The sequence below is a fragment of the Leclercia adecarboxylata genome, from assembly GCF_035787115.1.
GTDB classification, from domain to species: Bacteria; Pseudomonadota; Gammaproteobacteria; order Enterobacterales; family Enterobacteriaceae; genus Enterobacter; species Enterobacter adecarboxylatus_E.
On the sequence record NZ_JALKTL010000001.1, the window covers coordinates 762,576 to 783,282 of the forward strand.

Consider the following 20,707-nt stretch of genomic DNA (forward strand, 5'->3'; position numbering starts at 1 on the left):
CTCCTCAGGCCGCTTTCGGCTGTTTTTCGTAGAGGAAGTGCAGGATCTGCTGGCGCATATGGTGATAACGACTGTCCTCTGCCAGCTGCACCCGGTTACGCGGGCGCGGCAGATCGACGCGCAAAATCTCGCCCACCGTTGCCGCCGGGCCGTTGGTCATCATCAGCACCCGATCCGAGAGCAGCACCGCCTCATCCACGTCGTGGGTGATCAGCACAATGGTGGTGTTCAGCTCCTGCTGAATGTGCATCACCGAATCCTGCAGATGGGCGCGGGTCAGGGCATCGAGGGCGCCGAACGGCTCATCCATCAGCAGCACCTTTGGCTTCATCGCCAGGGCGCGGGCAATGCCCACGCGCTGCTTCATGCCGCCGGAAATCTCTCCAGGGCGCTTGTGGATGGCGTGCCCCATCTGCACCCGTTCGAGGTTGTGTTCGATCCACTCCCGACGCTCGGCTTTGTTCATGCTGCGGCGGAATACCTGATCCACCGCCAGCGCCACGTTGTCGAAACAGGTCAGCCACGGCAGCAGGGAGTGGTTCTGGAACACCACCGCCCGCTCCGGCCCTGGCCCGGCGATCTCACGGTTATCGCAGATCAGCCCACCTTCGGTAGGCAGAGTGATGCCGGCGATCAGGTTCAGCAGCGTGGATTTGCCGCAGCCGGAGTGACCAATCAGGCTGATGGTTTCTCCTTCGTGGATATCAAAAGAGACATTTTGTAAGGCCAGAAACTCGCCGCTGGCGGTGGAAAAACGCTGGCTGACGGCCTGGACCTGAATCAGAGGTTTCATAGTGCGCTCCTTATTTTTCCTGCCAGCTGAAACGACGGGCGATCAGCATCAGCCCCTGCTCCAGCAGCAAACCCACCACGCCGATAATGACGATGGCGATGAGAATGTTTTCGACGTTGAGGTTGTTCCACTCGTTCCAGATCCAGAAGCCGATCCCCAGTCCTCCGGTGAGCATCTCGGCGGCGACAATTACCAGCCAGGCGATGCCGATGGAGAGCCGCACCCCGGTCAGCACCGCAGGCAGCACGGCGGGGAAGAGAATGCGGCGCATCACCGTCCACTCAGAGAGCTGCAGCACCCGCGCCACGTTGAGGTAATCCTCCGGGATGCGGCGCACCCCTTCGGCGGTGTTGATGACCATCGGCCAGATTGAACAGATAAAAATGGTCCAGCTGGAGGCGGGCTCCGCCTTCTGGAACAGCAGCAGGCCGATGGGCAGCCAGGCCAGCGGGCTGACCGGGCGCAGCAGCGCAATCAGCGGGGTGAACATGCGGGACATAAAAGTGAAGCGGCCAATCATAAAGCCCAGCGGGATGCCCACCATCGCCGCCAGACCAAAGCCGATGGCGACACGCTGCAAGGAGGCCAGCACGTTCCAGCCCACCCCCATGTCATTGGGGCCGTCGCGGTAGAACGGATCGGCAAACAGCGTGATGGCCGAATCCAGGGTGCTTAACGGCGTCGGGAACCCTTTGCTGTTGATGGCTGCCAGTTGCCAGGCAATCACCAGCAACCCCAGGCCGAGCAGCGCCGGGATGATGCGTTGCAGCAGCTCGTTTATCCGGCGGGCAAACGCTGGCTGGCGACGGCGCACCTGCACCGGTGGCAGGGCGATCACTTCCCCGCTGACCGCCCCGGCGGGTGCGGCTTTCGTGTTGACTTTGTTCATATCAGGCCCCTGTACGGTGAATAGCGAAACTGTTGGCGTACGCCTTTGGATCGGTGCCGTTCCAGACGGTACCGTCCATCAATGTGCTGCTGCGCATCGACGATGAGGGCGCGCGAATGCCGCCCACCGCGCTGGCGGCGTCCTGCCAGACGTCGGTGCGGTTGATGCGCTGAGCGATAGCGGCGTAGTCCGGATCGGTTTTCAGCAATCCCCAGCGGCGGAACTGGGTTAAGAACCACATCCCGTCGGAATGCCAGGGATAGCTGACCGCCCCGTCCTCAAAGAAGCGGATCGGGTCAGCATCCTGCCAGCGCTGGCCCACGCCGTTGTCGTACTCACCCAGCATGCGGCCGGTGAGGTACTGCTCTTTGGTATTCAGCCAGGCGCGCCGGGAGAGCAACTGAGCGGTCTCCTCTTTGTTCTGCGGGGAAGCATCGATCCAGCGCTGGGCCTCCAGCAGCGCGCTGACCAGCGCCCGGGCGGTGTTCGGATGTTGTTCTACCCACTCGCTGCGGGTGCCCAGCACTTTTTCCGGGTGTTCCGGCCAGATGGACTGGGAGGTGGCGGCGGTAAAACCGATGCGATCGTTAATGGCGCGGGCGTTCCACGGCTCGCCGACGCAGAAGCCGACCATATTGCCGATGCGCATGTTCATCACCATCTGCGGCGGCGGCACCACTACGGTGCGCACGTCGTCAAACGGATTGATGCCCGCGCTCGCCAGCCAGTAGTAGAGCCACATGGCATGGGTGCCGGTGGGAAAGGTATGGGCGAAGGTGTAAGTGCCCGGCGCCTGTTGGGCGATAAGCTTTTTCAGCCCCTCAACGTCGCGCACGCCCTGCTCAGCGAGATCGCTCGACAGGGTAATCGCCTGCCCGTTACGGTTAAGAGTCATCAGGTTGGCCATGGGTTTGGCTTTTCCGGCGATCCCCAGCTCAAGGCCGTAGAGCAGGCCATAGAGAATGTGCGCCGCGTCCAGCTCCCCGGCGACAAGCTTGTCGCGCACCGCCGCCCAGCTGGCCTCTTTACTGGGTACCAGCGTAAAGCCGTATTTTTTATCGAACCCTTTATACGCCGCGATTGCCAGCGGGGCGCAGTCGGTCAACGGGATAAAGCCGACGCGCACGGTATCGAGCTCCGGTTTATCGGAGCCCGCAGCCCATGCGGCCTGCATTACGCCCGGCAGCATTAGCGCCCCGCCTGCCAGCGCGCTGGCCTGTAAAAAACGCCGTCTTGTCCATTCCACCATGCTCACTCCTGAAAAAATGCCAAAAAAAAGGCGTCCGGCAGTGCCAGAGCACTGCAGGACGCCTTTATCCTGAAGAACGACACACCGCCGTTGGCGCATCGTCAAAATTGTTATGTAGATTAATGCAAGGGTGATGCCAGGTTTTAAACGCTGAGTTTTCGGGCCGTTTTTGTCAGCAAGCCGGATGAACGCACCTCAACCATGCAGGCGTTGCCCAGCCGGGGTGCATTTACTGCTGCCAAAGAGCTTTAACCGTCAGCAGCGCCCGGGCGATATCCACCATCCGTTGATTTTTATCCATCGCCATCTTGCGCAGCTGGCACCAGGCCTGCTCCTCGCTCATCTGCTGATGGGTCATCAGCACGCTTTTCGCCTTGTCGATCACCTTGCGCTCCTCCAGGGAGTCGCGCATCGAGGCCAGCTGGCGGGAGAGTTGTTCGATCTCCCGGGCCTGCTGGCGTACCAGCGGCAGTAAGGGCTTTTGTGGATAGAGGGCCAGCGGCTCATCGGTCTGCGGCTCGGCGGGCAGGTCGTCGTCTGCCCGGCCAATCAGCGTCTCCACTGCCAGCATCAGGTCGGCAATCTGCACCTCTTCAAGGGTGCGCAGGTGCTCAAGACGTTCGGTTTGTAGCGAGAACCAGTGCAGCGCCAGTACGCCCTGGTCTGCGGCGGGCTGTCGGGTACAGGCCAGCCGCCGCAGCTGTTCGACTTCCGCCCCCGGCACGCTGAGGGTGAAATGGTCATGCAGGGCGGCTGGGGTCAGAGAGAGAAAAATTTCGAAACAGGCCTGCTGTCCGTCGATTCTGTCCACCAGCATCTGGCGCATCTCGTCGCTGAAAAACCCCTGGGTAAAGCCTATCGCCCCCAGCGCCCGCTCCTGCCCCACCAGCTCTTTACCCTGCATCAGGCTGTAGAGCGCGACAAATCTGCCGGCGATTTGCGGATCGTCAATGCTGTCATTGAGTTGCGGCACAATACTGAGCAGATTACGCAGCATGCGGCCGTAACGCTCCATCGCCGTGGCTGAAGGCAGTGCGCAATCCGTAATCGCCTCGCGTAATGCGGAAAGTTGCTCCAGGCTTTGCAGGGCGTTGGCCACCCGCTCGCACAGGGCACCGCTGGCCATTAGCGGCGTGCCGAGGGCCTGATGCAGCGCCTGCAGTTGATCGTCCACCAGCGCGCGGCTGGCTTTACACTCCAGGGCATACAGCGCACCCCGGGAGCAGAGCCAGATGTTGGAGGCCCCGCGCTCGCACTGTAGCATGTGCGCAAGATGGCTTATCCGGCTGACAAGCGTGCCCAGCTGCGCCAGCTTGCACAGCTCCTGTTTACGCAGCAGTCTCGCCTGCTGGAACCATTCGGTGGCGCCGGGTGGACGGCCAGTGTTAATCGTCATGCTTTCTCTCCCGGATCAGTATCTGCCGAAGAGAGAAGCAATTTTCATGCCTTTTCATTATTCAGGAGTCAAGATGCAGAAGATTGTAATCGTCGCTAACGGCGCGGCCTATGGCAGTGAATCCCTGTTTAACAGCCTGCGACTGGCGATAGCCTTACGCGAGCAGGAGAGCGATCTCGATCTGCGCCTGTTTTTAATGTCCGATGCGGTGACGGCGGGCTTGCGCGGCCAGAAGCCCGCGGAGGGCTATAACATTCAGCAGATGCTGGAGATCCTGACCGCGCAAAACGTGACGGTGAAGCTGTGTAAAACCTGCGCCGATGGCCGTGGCATCAGCGCCCTGCCGCTTATTGATGGGGTGGAGATTGGCTCCCTGGTGGAGCTGGCGCAGTGGACGCTGGCCGCAGATAAACTATTAACATTTTAATAATACTTTAACTGAAATATTTTTTTCTTATGAGCGCGGTTCCAGCATCAAGTTTGCCTGCCCGATGCCGATAGGCTTTTTACAACATCACAGCAGGTATTTCACTTATGTTCAGGTCAATTCGCGCTCGTATTATTGCGGCGACGGTCGGATGTCTGATCGCCGCGCTTGTACTGAATACCGTGATCAATTTCCAGGTCACGCGTCAGGATAACCAACAGTCGCAACGCGCAATGCTCGCCAGCACCAGCGCCAGCCACAGCCTGGCGATTGCCGACTGGGTCAGCAGCAAGTCTTTGATTATTAACTCCCTGCAGAATGTTGCCCTGAGCGACGATCCGGTGCCAATGTTTAAACAGCTGGCGCAGGCGGGCGGGTTTATCAACGTCTATGTCGGCTACGCCAGCAAAACCGCGAAGTTTTCCAATCCTGACGGTGTCCCTGCCGACTACGATCCTACGGTGCGTCCGTGGTATCAGCAGGCGGTTAAAGAGGATCGCGCCATTGTCACCGCGCCGTATGTGGATACCGGCACCAAAAAGCTGGTAGTGACCTTCGCCGTGCCGGTGAAAGAGAACGGCGAGTTAAAAGCGGTGCTGGCGGGCGATGTGGCGATGGACAGCGTGATCGCCAACGTGCGCGGCATTCATCCGACCCCGGCCAGTAGCGGGCTGCTGGTTGACAGCGATGGCTCGGTCATTGCCGCCAGCGATCCTGAGATGACCCTGAAACCCTTTAAGGATGTCATCAGCGGCGTCGAACTGGCTGCGCTGAAGCGCGGCAACAGCGCCGAGGGGCAGTACAACGGCGTGGCGAAAACCTTCTCTGCGACCCCGATTGCCGGTACCCAGTGGCAGCTGATTGTGGCGCTGGACAGCGATGATGCCACCACGGGCATGCGTACCCTGCTGAAAGCCTCTTCCCTGTCGCTGGTGATCCTCGTTCTGCTCAGCGCAGCGGTGGTGCATTTTGTGATTGCCCGTCTCTTGAAACGCCTGTCGGATATTCGCGATGCGATGCACGCCATTGCTAACGGCACTAACGATCTCTCCCAGCGCCTGCCGGAGAAAGGCGACGATGAGGTGGCGCAGATCGCCCATGCGTTTAACGCCTTCAGCGATAAGCTTTCGGTCGTGATGGTGCAGCTGCGCGACGCCAGCGCCTCGGTGAAAAATGCCGCCCAGGAGATTGCCGCCGGTAACCAGGATCTCTCTGGCCGCACCGAGCGGGCCGCCTCCAGCCTGCGTGAAACCGCCAGCGCCGTAGAGCAGATCACCGCTTCTGTCGCGCAGTCAACCGAATCCGCCGCGTTTGCCAACGAACAGGCGGGCAAAGCCGCCGAGGCCGCGACGCGGGGCGGCAGCGTGGTGTCGCAGGCCATCACCACCATGCAGTCCATCGAAGCCGCCTCGACCAAAATTGGCGATATCACCAGCGTGATTGACGGCATCGCCTTCCAGACCAACATCCTGGCGCTGAACGCCTCGGTTGAAGCGGCACGCGCCGGTGAACAGGGCCGCGGCTTTGCGGTTGTGGCGGGGGAAGTGCGCAATCTCGCCAGCCGCAGCGCCCAGGCGGCAAAAGAGATCAAGAGCTTGATCGACTCCACCACCGATAGCGTGGCGACCGGGTCGCGCTATGTGCATCTCGCCGGACAGAGCATGGATGAGATCGTCACCAGCATTGGCAGCATGTCGGGGATTATGCGTGAAATGACGGTGGCTACCAGCGAGCAAATGAAGGGGATTCAGGAGATTAACCGGGCGGTGCTTAACCTGGACAGCATGGTGCAGCAGAACGCCGAGCTGGTGGTCCAGTCCGCCGCCGCCGCCAGCGCCCTGCAGGGTCAGGCGGGCGATCTCGCTGAAACCGCCAGCCATTTTCGCATTTAATGTTAACCCGACGCCTGAAAGCCGCTGAAAGCCGCGTGGGCTGAAAGCTTTCAGGCATATTGTCATTTTTGTTTAAAGGTTATGCCATTTTTTGATCAAAATCAGCACCCGCACCCCTCCCCTTTGGTGTTATGCCATGCGTGAAGTGTGAACAACATCACGCTCAGGATTGGCCGCAAGGAGAGCGTTGTTTCCGGATACGGGGTAAAAAAATGGCACTGGTAAAAGCAAGTCTGAAGTTGTTTGGTGGGGATACAGTTGTGGTGCGCTGCTCAGAGCGTTGTCATATTCATCTGATGAGTCACAAAGCACCGCGCAAAACCCAGGCAGATATTTTAAGCGTGCAGGACAGAGACAACGCCTGGCTCACGGTCCCCTACACCGGGACCTGGGAGGTGCTCATCGACAGCCACAGCCAGTCGCTTGAGCACTCCATCAGCTACGTCGCCGCCTGATCGTCCAGCGCCCGGAGCCGCAAGGCTACCGGGCGTTTTTTTCAGGCAAAACCTGGACGCAGCGGGCTCTCAGGCGAAGCGTTATCCAGTAAGGCCCGCACCCGCGATACCAGCTCATTGAGACAATCATCCTGCATACCAAGGCGCGTCAACTCCTGGTCGAGGGAGAAGAGATATTGCGCATTGGTGCCAAGCGGACCGCTGGCCGCGGCGATCAATGGGGCAATGACCTGCGCGCGGGTGTCGGCTTCAAACAGCGGGTGGCGCGGATCCATAATAAAGACCAGCGCGTTAACGGTGCGACCGTCATCCAGCTCCAGACGGCACCAGCTCGGCATATAACAGCCGGTGATCATCTCGCGCTTCCACAGCAGCGCCAGCTCCTCTTCCAGAGTTGCATCCGGCAGGCGATAGGCCACGCCGGTGGTGCGTCCGCCCTCTTTTAGTGCAAGCATACGCCCCGGCTGGCAGGCGCTGCCGCGTCCGGCGGTCAGACGTAGACAGAAGGCGCGATGCCAGCCCGGCAGGGTGCCGGTTGCTGATTCGACATATTCCAGCGCCGGGTTCCACATTAAAGAACCATAGCCGAACAGCCATACCGGACCGTCGTCCGGACGGCAGGCCAGAGTTGCAGCCAGCGACGCCGCCCGCTGCTCGGCTGACCACAGAAGCGATTCTTCAATCGCACCAAAGGCCGTTTTACAGTCGGCCTTCATCAGAAAATCACGCGTTAACATATTGCACCTCCGCCACTGCCCGCTTCCCTGCCCTCACTTTATGAACCTTCCGGGTCCTTTTACTGCTCATTTAGAAAGCAGTACCGTGACGATATGCAATAAACTCGCCGGGTGCAACAGAGCGGCGCGTCCGCCGCCACAAAAGTCAAAGCGAAGAGTGCAAACTATTAAGCACAGCCAACTAAGTAAAGGCTATTTCTTCTTATGCCACTTATCATCCTCACCCTTTTCGTAGTCGTTTTTGACTGCCGCCCAGGCCACCTTATGGGCGGTCTCTTCGCGGCTGTCGTCGCCCCGGCGATCCTCTTTGTCTTTGTACTGATCCCAGGCGCTGTTGAAAGCTTCTTTATAGATATCCTGCGCGTGGGCCGGCAGCACGTTCTTAACGTTGTCAGGTAAATCACTTTTCGATTTGTAAGGCATAGCAAGCTCCTCTTTTTAATCAATTATTAAGTGTGGTCGACAATAGCTGAGGCTTCCAGTTGAATTAATTATCGGATAATTCCATTTCTTAATTCACTGTTATTAAGGATCTATTTAATAAAAATGTACTATTATGACGTTCTCGCGCAATAATTTCCTGATACCGTAAAATTAAGTAAAAGATAATCAGAAATTAACAGCAATCTGTTAATTTAACGTTCTCTTTTTCTATCTATAATTACAAGCACCTGCAATAACGGAGAAGCACATGACAACCGCACATGAGACGGTGAAAACCCGTCATAAGGAGACGTCTCTCATTTTCCCGCTGCTGGCCCTGGCCGTGCTGTTCTTCTGGGGAAGCGCCCAGTCACTGCCAGTGGTCATCGGGATTAACGCTCTTGCACTTGTTGGTATTCTGAGCAGCGCCTTCAGCGTTGTCCGTCATGCTGACGTGCTGGCCCACCGCCTGGGCGAACCCTACGGTTCCCTGATTTTAAGTCTTTCCGTCGTTATTCTTGAAGTTAGCCTTATTTCCGCGCTGATGGCGACCGGCGACGCGGCACCCACGCTGATGCGCGATACGCTCTATTCCATCATTATGATTGTCACCGGCGGGCTGGTGGGGTTCTCGCTGCTGTTGGGCGGGCGCAAATTCGCCACCCAGTATCTGAACCTGTTTGGCATTAAACAGTATCTGATCGCGCTCTTCCCGCTGGCGATTATCGTACTGGTCTTCCCGATGGCATTACCGGGGGCCAATTTCACTACCGGTCAGGCCCTGCTGGTGGCGCTGATTTCCGCGGCGATGTACGGCGTATTTCTGCTCATCCAGACCAAAACGCACCAGAGCCTGTTCGTCTATGAACATGAAGACGAGAGCGACGACGACGATCCGCACCACGGCAAGCCGTCCGCGCACAGCAGCCTGTGGCATACGGTGTGGCTGGTCGTGCATCTGATTGCGGTTATTGCGGTCACCAAGATGAATGCGGCGCCGCTGGAAACGCTGTTAACCGTAATGAATGCCCCGGTGGCCTTCACCGGCTTCCTGGTGGCCCTGCTGATCCTCTCGCCTGAAGGACTGGGGGCATTGCGTGCGGTGCTGAACAATCAGGTGCAGCGTGCCATGAACCTGTTTTTTGGCTCTGTGCTGGCGACCATCTCCCTCACCGTGCCGGTGGTGACGCTGATTGCCTTCCTCACCGGTAACGAGCTGCAGTTCAGCCTGGGCGCGCCGGAGATGATTGTGATGGTGGCCTCGCTGCTGCTGTGCCAGATTTCGTTTTCCACCGGGCGCACCAATGTACTCAACGGTGCGGCGCATATGGCGCTGTTCGCGGCCTATCTGATGACGATATTTGCGTAACGCGGTATTGCCGGGTGGCGGCCTGATGCCCTCACCCTGCCCTCTCCCACCGGGAGAGGGCGAACACAAAAAAACGGCAACCTCAGGTTGCCGTTTTGCTTTTATTTCGCGGGTTTTTTATTAGTTGCTGGTATCCAGCTCTTCAAAGCTTTTGACCAGATCGTCAATCGCCTTAATCTGCTTCAGGAACGGCTCCAGCTTATCCAGCGGCAGCGCGGATGGGCCGTCGCACTTGGCGTTGGCCGGATCCGGGTGCGCTTCGATAAACAGACCCGCCAGGCCGGTCGCCATACCGGCGCGCGCCAGTTCGGTAACCTGGGCACGACGACCGCCAGAGGCTGCGCCAAACGGGTCGCGGCACTGCAGGGCGTGGGTCACGTCAAAGATCACCGGCGACTGGTTAGAGACGTTCTTCATCACGCTGAAGCCCAGCATGTCGACCACCAGGTTGTCATAACCGAAGTTAGAACCGCGGTCGCACAGGATCACCTGGTCGTTACCGCCTTCGATAAACTTATCGACGATATTCCCCATCTGGCCAGGGCTGACGAACTGTGGTTTCTTGACGTTGATAACGGCACCGGTTTTCGCCATCGCTTCCACCAGATCGGTCTGACGGGCGAGAAACGCTGGGAGCTGGATCACGTCCACAACGTCAGCCACAGGCTGCGCCTGGCTTGCTTCATGGACGTCGGTGATCACTTTTACGCCAAAGGTCTGCTTCAGCTCCTGGAAAATCTTCATCCCCTCTTCCAGGCCCGGGCCACGGTAAGAGTGAATAGAGGAGCGGTTGGCTTTGTCAAAAGAGGCCTTAAACACGTACGGAATGCCCAGCTTCTGGGTCACGGTGACGTAGTGTTCGCAGATACGCATCGCGAGGTCGCGGGATTCCAGAACGTTCATGCCGCCAAACAGCACGAACGGCAGGTCGTTCGCCACGTTAATATCGCCAATGCTAACCACTTTTTGTTTCATAGGATCGCCTTATTCAGGGGTGAATCGGAATTAAGATTAATGCAGTGTAATCTGTTTGTGCGCGATGGAATTAATCTGCGCGCGGATCATTTCGCTGATCGGATCTTCCGGACACTGCTCAACAAAATAACTCAAATCATTGAGCGCCACGTGGTCACACTCAAGCTGCACGTAGATGAGACCACGGTCGCGGATCTCGTACGGATCTTCCGGGTTAAACTGCAGCAGCACCTCGCTGGCACGCAATGCCAGCTCCATCTGCCGCTCTTCCATCAACGCTGACTTCAGAGTGTCCAGCAGCTTGCGAACCACCTCGGCGTTATCCGCCTCGTCCAGATCTTCATTGTACAGCTCCGCCATCGGGCTGATGTTGCCTTTCAGCCAGACATCGAGCGTATGATCGTCGAGGGTCTCGCCATTAAACGGATTGATTAACCACATTTCACCGTCGAGCCACTCGGCGCGCAGCAGCATCTGCGTCGGGAAGATGACCGGCACCAGCGGAATATCCAGACGGTGCGCCACCCATAATAAAATCGCTCCCAGGGCGACGGCGCTGCCCTGACGGTTTTTCAGTACCTGATCGAGCCACAGCGCGTCGGAGAGTCGATACACGCCACGCGTATCGCAAAAGCCCCACTCGCCATAGAAAAGCGCAATCAGTTTCTCCAGTTGCCAGTCCTGAGGGCGCGCCTGATTAATCTCTTCACGCGCCAGACTCACCAGCTTCTCCAGCTCGTCGTAGACGTACTGCGAAATGAAATCATCGCGGATCATCTCTGATACCTTAATCATCCCATCGCACAGCGGCACTTTATTAAATTCGAAATCGGCCAAGGACCTCATGACTTACCCCAGTATCGGTATTCTTGTGGTGGCGAGTTTAATGATGATGTACAGCACCACCAGCCCCAGCAGAAAAGCAATAAACCCCACCTGCTGGCTGCGCGGACGATGACGCCCCAGCGCAATAAAACCCAAAACGATGTAGATGATAACGCCAAACAGCTTTTCAGTCAGCCATGTCCCTTCATCAGTAAACGGCAGATAGCCGGTCACCCACATCAGTCCGGCGCCGGAAAGAAACAGCACGGTATCAATGCAGTGCGGCAGCACCCTCACCCAGCGCGCGTTAATCAGGGCGTTATTGCTGTAGCGCCACCAGTAACGCAGCGCAAAAAAGCTGACGGTCAGGGTGACTGCCGTCAGATGCAGGGTGATGAGTACAGAAAAGCTGTTCATGCCAGCCTGCCCAGGGTCAGGCGCTCATTGCCGCCATAATCGCGACAGGTTTCAACGTGCGCAAAACCTGCCTGCAGGAAGAGGTTGCGCACCGCTTCGCCCTGGGTCCAGCCGTGCTCCAGCAGCAGCCAGCCGCCGCTGGCCAGATGTTGACGGGACCCGGCAATAATATGGCTGAGATCCGCCAGACCGTTATCCGCCGCAACCAGGGCGCTACGCGGTTCAAAGCGCACGTCACCTTCGCCGAGGTGCGGATCGCACTCATCGATATAGGGCGGGTTGCTGACGATCATCTCAAACTGCTGGTCGGCAAGTGCGGCAAACCAGCTACTCTGTAGCACCGTCACGTTCTTCAGTTCCAGACGTGCCAGGTTACGCGCAGCAAGGGCGACCGCATCGGGCATGAGATCCACCGCCGTCACCTGGCAGTCCGGGCGCTCGCTGGCCAGCGCCAGGGCGATGGCGCCGGTGCCGGTGCCTAAATCGAGAATGCGCGCGGAGGTGGCGGGTAGTCTCGCCAGCGCCTGCTCCACCAGACATTCGGTATCCGGACGCGGGATGAGCGTTGCCGCCGAGACATACAGCGGCAATGACCAGAACTCACGCTCGCCCACCAGGTGCGCCACCGGCTCACCGGTTTTGCGCCGGGCCAGCAGAACCTCAAGCTGTTCTTGCTGATCGGCCGTGAGCGCTGTTTCACCGAAGGCGAGAAGGTACGTGCGTGGTTTTCCCGTCACATGCTCCAGCAGGATCTCCGCATCGCGACGGGGACTTTCGCCGCCCGCCAGCTCGCTTATCGCCTGCTTTAGCCAGTGCTGAAAATCCATTAATCCTGCTCTGCCAGCGCCGCCAGCTGATCGGCCTGGTACTCCTGCACGATAGGTTCGATCAGCGAATCCAGTTTGCCTTCCATCGTCTCGTCCAGACGATAAAGAGTCAGGTTGATGCGGTGATCGGTCACGCGGCCCTGCGGGAAGTTATAGGTGCGGTTACGATCGCTGCGATCGCCGCTGCCCAGCAGGTTGCGTCGGGTTGAGGCTTCTGCCTGCTGGCGTTTTGCCATCTCTGCCGCATGGATACGGGCACCCAGCACCGACAGCGCTTTGGCTTTGTTTTTATGCTGGGAACGTTCGTCCTGACACTCCACCACAATGCCGGTTGGCAGGTGGGTAATACGGATCGCGGAGTCGGTGGTGTTAACGTGCTGACCGCCCGCGCCGGAGGAGCGGAAGGTGTCGATACGCAGATCCGCCGGGTTGATATCCGGCAGTTCGGCGTCCGGCAACTCGGGCATTACCGCCACGGTGCAGGCGGAGGTATGAATACGGCCCTGCGATTCGGTGGCCGGTACGCGCTGCACGCGATGGCCGCCGGACTCAAACTTCAGGCGCCCGTACACCCCTTCGCCGCTGATTTTGGCGATCACTTCTTTATAGCCGCCGTGCTCGCCTTCGTTGGCGCTCATGATCTCAACGCGCCAGCGACGCGACTCGGCGTAGCGGCTGTACATGCGGAACAGATCCCCGGCGAACAGCGCCGCCTCATCCCCGCCGGTACCGGCGCGCACTTCGACAAAGGCGTTACGCTCATCGTCCGGATCTTTAGGCAGCAGAAGCACCTGAAGCTGCTGTTCCATCTCTTCAGAGCGGGTTTTTGCCTCCTGCAACTCTTCCTGCGCCATCTCGCGCATTTCCGGGTCGTCGAGCATCATCTGTGCGGTTTCGATATCTTCCTGAACCTGTTGCCAGGCGGTAAAGCATTTTGAAACATCACTTAATTGCGCGTATTCACGCGACAGAGCGCGAAAACGCTCCTGGTCGGCAATGGTCGCGGCATCACCGAGCAGCGCCTGAACTTCTTCATGGCGCTCGTGCAGCGCTTCCAGTTTGGCGACGATAGAGGGCTTCATAGGCGTAAGTGCACCTTATAATTTTATAAATGGGTATGGCGCGCTATTCCAGCCCGAGGCTGTCGCGCAGAATAGTCAGGCGTTCGTCGTCCCCGTCACGGGCAGCCTGTTGAAGTGATTTGGTTGGGGCATGGATCAGGCGGTTGGTCAGTTTCCATGCCAGTTCCTGCATGATGACCTGCGGATCGCCGCCCTGTTCCAGGGCCGCCATCGCTTTGGCAGTCAGCTCATTACGCACCTGTTCCGCCTGCCCGCGGTATTCGCGAATGGTCTCGCTGACGCTTTGCGCGCGCAGCCAGGCCATAAATTCGCTGGTTTCCTGCTCGACAATGGTTTCGGCCTGCACCGCCGCCGCTTTACGCTGGGCGAGGTTGTGGGAAATGATGCTCTGCAGATCGTCCACGCTGTACAGATAGGCGTTCGCCAGCTTGCCGACTTCCGGTTCGACATCACGCGGAACGGCAATGTCCACCAGCAGCATCGGCTGATTGCGGCGGGACTTAAGGGCACGCTCCACCATGCCTTTGCCGATGATCGGCAGCGGGCTGGCGGTGGAGCTGATGATAATATCCGCCTCGTTCAGACGGGCGTCGATGTCGCTCAGGGCGATCACTTCCGCGCCGACCTCATCCGCCAGCGCCTGGGCGCGTTCACGGGTGCGGTTGGCGATAATCATCTTCTTCACTTTATGTTCGCGCAGATGACGCGCGACCAGCTCGATGGTTTCGCCCGCGCCGACCAGCAGCACAGAGACGGTCGAAAGGGATTCAAAGATTTGTCGTGCCAGCGTACAGGCAGCAAACGCAACGGAAACGGCACTGGCGCCAATGTCGGTTTCGGTTCGCACTCGCTTGGCGACAGAGAAGGATTTCTGGAACATACGCTCCAGCTCGCTGGCCTTCAGATGGCCCTTTTGCGAGTCGGCAAAGGCTTTTTTGACCTGTCCGAGGATCTGCGGTTCGCCAAGTACCAGCGAATCAAGGCCGCTCGCCACGCGCATCAGATGGCTGACAGCATCGTTATCCTGATGCCAGTACAGGCTGTTGCGCAGCTCTTCTTCGTTGAGGTTGTGGTACTCGCATAACCAGCGGATCAGCGCCTCGTGCAGGTTATCCTGCTCTTCCACGCTGAGATAGAGCTCAGTACGGTTGCACGTCGACAGCACCACGCCCCCCTGCACCATCGGCTGGGCAAGCAGACTTTCCAGCGCCTGGTCGAGCGTATCCGGCGAAAACGTAACGCGTTCTCGCAGTGAAACCGGGGCCGTTTTGTGGTTAATACCGAGTGCTAAAAGGGTCATATGAGCGGGAGTAGTACCAGCGTTAATAAGGTTAGCAGGCCGCATCATACAGGATGCGCGAGATCAATAAAAGAGACTGCCCCCTTTTGGAGTAATAGGTTACCAGATGCTATTAACCGCTAATTTGATGATTTAGGACAACTTGAGCGTAGACGCTCCCGTGGCCGGACGCTAGCATTAAGGATTATAACCGCCACGTATCTCAAGGATTTGTCATCATTATGACCAGACTGATTCGCCTGCTGCCCCTCGCCGCGCTGGTACTGACCGCATGTTCCATCACGCCGCCCAAAGGGCCCGGAAAAAGCCCTGACTCACCGCAGTGGCGTCAGCATCAGCAGGAGGTGCGAGGTTTAAGCCAGTACCAGACCCGCGGTGCCTTTGCGTATCTGTCGGATCGGCAGAAAGTCTACGCCCGCTTCTTCTGGCAGCAGACTGGCCAGGATCGCTATCGCCTGCTGTTGCTCAATCCGGTGGGGAGCACCGAGATGGAGCTGATCGCCCAGCCAGGGAGCGCACAAATCACCGATAACAAAGGGCAGAAATACACCGGTACCGATGCCGAAGAGATGATCGGCAAGCTGACAGGGATGCCGATTCCGATCACCAGCCTGCGCCAGTGGATCCTCGGCCTGCCGGGTGACGCCACCGACTATAAACTCGACGACCAGTATCGCCTGAGCGAAGTGAACTACAGCCAGAACGGTAAAAACTGGCGCGTGGTGTACGGTGGCTACGACAGCAACACCAAACCGGCCCTGCCAACCAGCCTGGAACTGACCGAAGGCGGTCAGCGCATCAAGCTGAAGATGGATAACTGGATTGTCAAATGATGACCCAATGGCCTTCACCGGCAAAACTGAATCTGTTTTTATACATCACCGGCCAGCGTGCTGACGGCTATCACAGCCTGCAGACGCTGTTTCAGTTTATCGACTACGGCGACACCCTTTCGATTGACCTCCGTCAGGATGGGCAGATCCGCCTGCTCACCCCGGTGGAGGGGGTGGCCGACGAAGATAACCTGATCGTCCGGGCCGCCCGGCTGTTGATGGCTGCGGCGCAGCAAAGCGGGCGTCTGCCCGCGGGCAGCGGCGCGGATATCAGCGTGGAGAAACGCCTGCCGATGGGCGGCGGGCTCGGCGGCGGGTCGTCGAATGCCGCCACGGTACTGGTGGTATTAAATCACCTGTGGGGCTGCGGTCTGTCAGTAGATGAACTGGCCGCGCTCGGGCTGACGCTTGGGGCCGACGTGCCGGTATTTGTCCGTGGGCATGCGGCCTTTGCCGAAGGGGTGGGTGAAATCCTCTCCCCGGTAGCGCCCGAGGAAAAATGGTATCTGGTGGCCCATCCGGGCGTCAGCATTCCCACCCCGGTTATCTTTAAAGATCCGGACCTTCCACGCGATACCCCCGTCCGGTCAATAGAAACGTTATTAAAATGTGAATTCAGCAACGATTGCGAGGTTATCGCAAGAAAACGTTTTCGCGAGGTTGATGTCGCGCTTTCCTGGCTGTTAGAATACGCGCCGTCGCGCCTGACTGGCACAGGAGCCTGTGTCTTTGCTGAATTTGATACGGAATCCGCTGCACGTCAGGTGCTCGAGCTGGCTCCAGAGTGGCTGCATGGTTTCGTAGCGCGTGGTATGAACATCTCCCCGCTACAGCAGGCCATTCTGGCGCAATCTGAGTTTCGGTGACAACGTCACCCTGTTCCAGACGTTGCATCGCGCTCTTTAATACACCGCCTGGATAGCGTTCGCCTGGCCCGCACAGTTTTTGGCGAAGGTTATCCACCACTGGACGCATGCCTGAGGTTCTTCTCGTGCCTGATATGAAGCTTTTTGCTGGTAACGCCACCCCGGAACTAGCACAACGTATTGCCAACCGCCTGTACACTTCTCTTGGCGACGCCGCCGTAGGTCGCTTTAGCGATGGCGAAGTCAGCGTACAAATTAATGAAAATGTACGCGGTGGTGATATTTTCATCATCCAGTCCACCTGTGCTCCAACTAACGACAACCTGATGGAACTGGTTGTTATGGTCGATGCCCTGCGCCGTGCTTCCGCTGGCCGTATCACTGCTGTAATCCCTTACTTTGGTTATGCCCGTCAGGACCGTCGCGTCCGTTCCGCACGTGTGCCAATTACCGCAAAAGTTGTTGCTGACTTCCTCTCAAGCGTTGGCGTTGACCGTGTTCTGACGGTTGACCTGCATGCCGAGCAGATCCAGGGCTTCTTTGATGTTCCGGTTGATAACGTATTCGGCAGCCCAATCCTGCTGGAAGACATGCTGCAGCTGAACCTGGACAACCCGATTGTGGTTTCTCCGGACATCGGCGGCGTGGTTCGCGCTCGTGCTATCGCCAAACTGCTGAATGACACCGACATGGCGATCATCGACAAACGTCGTCCGCGCGCTAACGTTTCTCAGGTGATGCACATCATCGGTGACGTCGCGGGCCGTGACTGCGTGCTGGTTGACGACATGATCGATACCGGCGGCACTCTGTGCAAAGCCGCCGAAGCGCTGAAAGAGCGTGGTGCTAAACGCGTATTCGCTTACGCGACTCACCCGATCTTCTCCGGCAATGCCGTAAACAACCTGCGCAACTCCGTCATTGATGAAGTTGTGGTGTGCGACACCATCCCACTGAGCGATGAAATCAGAGCGCTGCCTAACGTGCGTACTTTGACCCTCTCCGGGATGCTGGCCGAAGCGATTCGTCGTATCAGCAACGAAGAATCCATCTCTGCTATGTTCGAACACTGATCGGACGCAGTCTGAAAACCCGCTACGGCGGGTTTTTTTGTCTGTGGAATGTATTTGTATGATTAATGCCTCCTTCACCTGCCATTGATATGACAGATGATGCGCACATGGATGATGATTGTGAAAAACGCCTCCTCGCATGTTCTTCCCTTCCACGCCCTCATCGACGCCTGCTGGAATGAGAAATACACCCTGTCGCGGTTTACCCGCGATCTGATTGCCGGGATAACGGTCGGCATTATTGCCATTCCGCTGGCGATGGCGCTGGCCATAGGCAGCGGCGTGGCGCCGCAGTATGGCCTGTACACTGCTGCCGTCGCCGGGATTGTCATTGCCCTGACCGGCGGGTCGCGATTTAGCGTCTCCGGACCCACCGCGGCCTTTGTGGTGATCCTCTACCCCGTTTCTCAGCAGTTCGGCCTGGGCGGGTTACTGGTGGCGACCCTGATGTCCGGGGTATTTTTGATTTTGTTCGGCCTGGCGCGCTTTGGCAGGCTGATTGAGTACATTCCTCTCTCCGTCACGCTGGGCTTTACCTCCGGGATCGGCATTACCATCGGTACAATGCAGATCAAGGATTTTCTTGGCTTACAGATGGCCCACGTGCCGGAACATTACCTGCAAAAAGTGGGCGCGCTGGTGATGGCGCTGCCAACGACAAACCCCGGCGATGCGGCAATTGGCGTAGTGACGCTGGGCACGCTGATCCTCTGGCCGCGCCTGGGCATCCGCCTGCCGGGCCATCTGCCGGCCCTGCTGCTGGGCTGCGCGGTAATGGGAGTGGTAAATCTGTTGGGGGGGCATGTCGCCACCATTGGTTCACAGTTCCATTACGTGCTGGCCGATGGCTCGCAGGGTAATGGCATCCCACAACTGCTGCCGCAGCTGGTGCTTCCCTGGGATGTGCCAGGTTCCAGTTTCACCTTAAGCTGGGATTCCCTGCGCGCCCTGCTTCCTGCCGCCTTTTCCATGGCGATGCTGGGGGCGATTGAGTCGCTGCTCTGCGCCGTGGTGCTGGACGGCATGACCGGCACCAAACACAAAGCCAACAGCGAGCTGGTTGGTCAGGGGCTTGGCAACATCATCGCCCCGTTCTTCGGCGGCATTACCGCGACGGCGGCCATTGCCCGGTCGGCGGCCAACGTGCGCGCGGGCGCAACCTCACCGGTATCAGCGGTGATCCACTCGCTGTTGGTAATCCTCGCCCTGCTGGTACTCGCGCCGCTGCTCTCCTGGCTGCCGCTTTCTGCCATGGCCGCCCTGCTGCTGATGGTGGCATGGAACATGAGCGAGGCGCATAAAGTCGTTAACCTGCTGCGTCGTGCGCCCAAGGACGACATCATCGTCATGCTGATCTGCATGTCGCTGACTGTCCTCTTTGATATGGTCATTGCGATTAGCGTCGGGATTGTGCTGGCCTCGCTGCTGTTTATGCGCCGCATTGCCCGAATGACCCGCCTGGCCAGCGTCAATGTCATCACCCCGGACGACGTGCTGGTGCTGCGGGTGATCGGCCCGCTGTTTTTTGCCGCGGCGGAAGGACTGTTCAGCGAACTGGAGTCACGCATCGCGGGGAAACGTGTTGTGGTGCTGAAATGGGATGCGGTACCGGTGCTGGATGCCGGCGGGCTGGACGCCTTCCAGCGTTTTGTACAACGTCTGCCGGAAGGCTGCGAACTGCGGGTGACGAATCTCGAGTTTCAGCCCCTGCGCACTATGGCGCGCGCAGGGGTTCACCCCATCGCGGGTCGTCTGGCGTTCTACCCGGACCGCGAGGCAGCGTTAGCGGATCTGTGACATTCGCCGCTGCATCATGATACCCATCGCCTGCTGGAGCCACTCAAGCACCGCAGGCGTCATCCAGGTACCTTTCATCAGATGCGGCTCCTGCTGCATCGCCTGGCGGAATTTTTGCTGCGTCACCGGGTCATCTCCGGCGTAAGACTGGAACAGCTCCAGCCAGTTTGCGGCCAGCTGTTGTGCGGCCTCGGATGCCGGATCCAGCCCCTCCGACTGGGCCCGGTGCAGCTTCGCCACCAGCGGCGGCCACTCCATCATGCGGTCAAAATAGTGCGCCCGGGTAAAGGCCATCTCCTCCGGCGAGAGGTAGTTTTGCCAGATAATCAGCTTCGATTCGGCAAAGGCCCGGGTAATGTAGTCCGTCATCTCCGCCGTGATACCCGTTTGTTCACGCATCTGCGGTTCAACGCTGTGCATCTCGTTGAGACGGGTGAGAAACTCCGGTTTGCCCGCCGTATCCTGTTCGAGACGCACCATCCAGCGCGTGGCCAGATCCCGCGCCCGGGGATCGGCGGCCTCAACGTGGTTCTTCAGCAGGGTTCTCGCCTCCTGGACCAGCGCGGCCCAGATATCCGCCAGCACCTCTTTGTGCTGCGCAAACGGCAGCTGCTGTAACTCCTCTTTGCTAAACCAGCGATCGTACATATTCACTAACTCCAGAGTCTGTAGCCAGGACTCCAGATCGAGATCCTCATGAGCATCGAGCCCGGTGCGCAAATCCACAAGCCGGTCGCGCAGCGTGGTAATGCTGCGCACCTGTTTATCCAGCAGGCGGATTTGCGCGTCGAGCAGTTCCGATAACGAGAGTGAATCTTTCTCCAGAAAGTCCCTGATTTCAGCAAGTTCCAGCCCTGCCTTTGCCAGCGCCTGAATCATATGCAGACGCTGAACATCGGCCAGATTGTAGAGCCGGTAACCTGCCGCGCTTCTGGCAGAAGGCAGCAGCAACCCCGTTTGCTCATAATGGTGCAGGGTGCGCACGGTGATCCCGGCACGTTTCGCCAGTTCTCCGACCTGAATTAACATAACGGCTCCTTCTTAATGCCAGTGGCGTCACTCTGGAGCCTTACGTTACGTGA

21 protein-coding genes are annotated in these 20,707 nt (G+C 58.5%); 8 read left to right on the forward strand and 13 right to left on the reverse strand.

The window, feature by feature from the left end; genetic code table 11:
* Positions 1-4 precede the first annotated feature (4 nt).
* From MXM41_RS03570 to nasR, 4 genes are all read right to left on the reverse strand, one after another.
* Positions 5-793, reverse strand: coding sequence for an ABC transporter ATP-binding protein (locus tag MXM41_RS03570; RefSeq protein ID WP_325929930.1), 789 nt, complete (start codon positions 791-793; stop codon positions 5-7).
* A gap of 10 nt (positions 794-803) precedes the next feature.
* A complete protein-coding gene (ntrB, locus tag MXM41_RS03575) occupies positions 804-1,682 on the reverse strand; it encodes a nitrate ABC transporter permease (RefSeq protein WP_325929931.1) in 879 nt (292 codons plus the stop codon).
* Position 1,683: 1 nt separating this feature from the next.
* Complete coding sequence (locus tag MXM41_RS03580; protein WP_325929932.1) at positions 1,684-2,931, reverse strand: CmpA/NrtA family ABC transporter substrate-binding protein; 1,248 nt, start codon at positions 2,929-2,931, stop codon at positions 1,684-1,686.
* Between the two features lie 229 nt (positions 2,932-3,160).
* The gene (nasR, locus tag MXM41_RS03585) at positions 3,161-4,327 is read right to left on the reverse strand and encodes a nitrate regulatory protein NasR (RefSeq protein ID WP_325929933.1); all 1,167 of its coding nucleotides are present in this window, start codon (positions 4,325-4,327) and stop codon (positions 3,161-3,163) included.
* A gap of 73 nt (positions 4,328-4,400) precedes the next feature.
* On the opposite strand from nasR, the gene MXM41_RS03590 reads away from it, so the two are divergent.
* The 3 genes from MXM41_RS03590 (at position 4,401) to MXM41_RS03600 (ending at position 7,101) form a co-directional block, all read left to right on the forward strand.
* Positions 4,401-4,754 (forward strand): DsrE/DsrF/TusD sulfur relay family protein, encoded by a 354-nt coding sequence (locus MXM41_RS03590; RefSeq protein WP_325929935.1) that lies wholly within the window; start codon positions 4,401-4,403, stop codon positions 4,752-4,754.
* Between the two features lie 107 nt (positions 4,755-4,861).
* Positions 4,862-6,646 carry a methyl-accepting chemotaxis protein gene (locus MXM41_RS03595; RefSeq protein WP_325929936.1) on the forward strand — a complete coding sequence of 595 codons (1,785 nt, stop codon included), beginning with the start codon at positions 4,862-4,864 and terminating at the stop codon, positions 6,644-6,646.
* Between the two features lie 212 nt (positions 6,647-6,858).
* Entirely contained in the window at positions 6,859-7,101 is a 243-nt protein-coding gene (locus tag MXM41_RS03600) for a hypothetical protein (RefSeq protein ID WP_325929937.1), read from the forward strand.
* A 41-nt stretch (positions 7,102-7,142) separates the two neighbouring features.
* Here MXM41_RS03600 and MXM41_RS03605 read toward each other — a convergent pair whose 3' ends face one another.
* Together MXM41_RS03605 and chaB are read right to left on the reverse strand one after the other, a co-directional pair.
* On the reverse strand, positions 7,143-7,838 hold the full coding sequence (locus MXM41_RS03605; RefSeq protein WP_325929938.1) for a gamma-glutamylcyclotransferase: 696 nt from the start codon (positions 7,836-7,838) through the stop codon (positions 7,143-7,145).
* Positions 7,839-8,030: 192 nt separating this feature from the next.
* Complete coding sequence (gene chaB / locus MXM41_RS03610; protein ID WP_325929939.1) at positions 8,031-8,261, reverse strand: putative cation transport regulator ChaB; 231 nt, start codon at positions 8,259-8,261, stop codon at positions 8,031-8,033.
* 268 nt (positions 8,262-8,529) lie between these two features.
* Between chaB and chaA the strand changes: the two genes are divergently transcribed.
* Positions 8,530-9,630, forward strand: a complete 1,101-nt coding sequence (chaA, locus tag MXM41_RS03615; protein WP_325929940.1) for a sodium-potassium/proton antiporter ChaA — start codon at positions 8,530-8,532, stop codon at positions 9,628-9,630.
* A 120-nt stretch (positions 9,631-9,750) separates the two neighbouring features.
* Here the strand turns inward: chaA and kdsA are convergent, their stop codons facing one another.
* Genes kdsA through hemA form a run of 6 tightly spaced genes read right to left on the reverse strand, consistent with a single transcriptional unit; the run spans position 9,751 to position 15,056 of the window.
* Entirely contained in the window at positions 9,751-10,605 is an 855-nt protein-coding gene (gene kdsA / locus MXM41_RS03620; RefSeq protein WP_325929941.1) for a 3-deoxy-8-phosphooctulonate synthase, read from the reverse strand.
* 36 nt (positions 10,606-10,641) lie between these two features.
* Positions 10,642-11,451: an invasion regulator SirB1 gene (gene sirB1, locus MXM41_RS03625; RefSeq protein WP_325929942.1), complete on the reverse strand. Its 810-nt coding sequence runs from the start codon at positions 11,449-11,451 to the stop codon at positions 10,642-10,644.
* A gap of 3 nt (positions 11,452-11,454) precedes the next feature.
* Positions 11,455-11,847, reverse strand: coding sequence for an invasion regulator SirB2 (gene sirB2, locus MXM41_RS03630; protein WP_325929944.1), 393 nt, complete (start codon positions 11,845-11,847; stop codon positions 11,455-11,457).
* Positions 11,844-12,674: a peptide chain release factor N(5)-glutamine methyltransferase gene (gene prmC / locus MXM41_RS03635; protein WP_325929945.1), complete on the reverse strand. Its 831-nt coding sequence runs from the start codon at positions 12,672-12,674 to the stop codon at positions 11,844-11,846. Before prmC ends, sirB2 begins: the two co-directional genes overlap by 4 nt.
* Positions 12,674-13,756: a peptide chain release factor 1 gene (gene prfA, locus MXM41_RS03640; RefSeq protein ID WP_325929946.1), complete on the reverse strand. Its 1,083-nt coding sequence runs from the start codon at positions 13,754-13,756 to the stop codon at positions 12,674-12,676. Before prfA ends, prmC begins: the two co-directional genes overlap by 1 nt.
* A gap of 43 nt (positions 13,757-13,799) precedes the next feature.
* On the reverse strand, positions 13,800-15,056 hold the full coding sequence (hemA, locus tag MXM41_RS03645) for a glutamyl-tRNA reductase (protein ID WP_325929947.1): 1,257 nt from the start codon (positions 15,054-15,056) through the stop codon (positions 13,800-13,802).
* 221 nt (positions 15,057-15,277) lie between these two features.
* On the opposite strand from hemA, the gene lolB reads away from it, so the two are divergent.
* The 4 genes from lolB to dauA all read left to right on the forward strand — a co-directional run bounded on the left by lolB (position 15,278) and on the right by dauA (position 19,625).
* A complete protein-coding gene (lolB, locus tag MXM41_RS03650) occupies positions 15,278-15,889 on the forward strand; it encodes a lipoprotein insertase outer membrane protein LolB (protein ID WP_325929948.1) in 612 nt (203 codons plus the stop codon).
* Positions 15,886-16,755, forward strand: coding sequence for a 4-(cytidine 5'-diphospho)-2-C-methyl-D-erythritol kinase (gene ispE / locus MXM41_RS03655; protein WP_325929950.1), 870 nt, complete (start codon positions 15,886-15,888; stop codon positions 16,753-16,755). The genes lolB and ispE overlap by 4 nt, the downstream gene beginning before the upstream one ends.
* A gap of 125 nt (positions 16,756-16,880) precedes the next feature.
* Positions 16,881-17,828: a ribose-phosphate diphosphokinase gene (prs, locus tag MXM41_RS03660; RefSeq protein ID WP_325929951.1), complete on the forward strand. Its 948-nt coding sequence runs from the start codon at positions 16,881-16,883 to the stop codon at positions 17,826-17,828.
* 120 nt (positions 17,829-17,948) lie between these two features.
* Positions 17,949-19,625, forward strand: a complete 1,677-nt coding sequence (dauA, locus tag MXM41_RS03665; RefSeq protein WP_325930843.1) for a C4-dicarboxylic acid transporter DauA — start codon at positions 17,949-17,951, stop codon at positions 19,623-19,625.
* On the opposite strand, the gene MXM41_RS03670 is transcribed toward dauA, so the two are convergent.
* Positions 19,611-20,654 (reverse strand): MerR family transcriptional regulator, encoded by a 1,044-nt coding sequence (locus MXM41_RS03670; RefSeq protein ID WP_325929952.1) that lies wholly within the window; start codon positions 20,652-20,654, stop codon positions 19,611-19,613. The genes dauA and MXM41_RS03670 overlap by 15 nt on opposite strands.
* Positions 20,655-20,707: the final 53 nt, after the last annotated feature.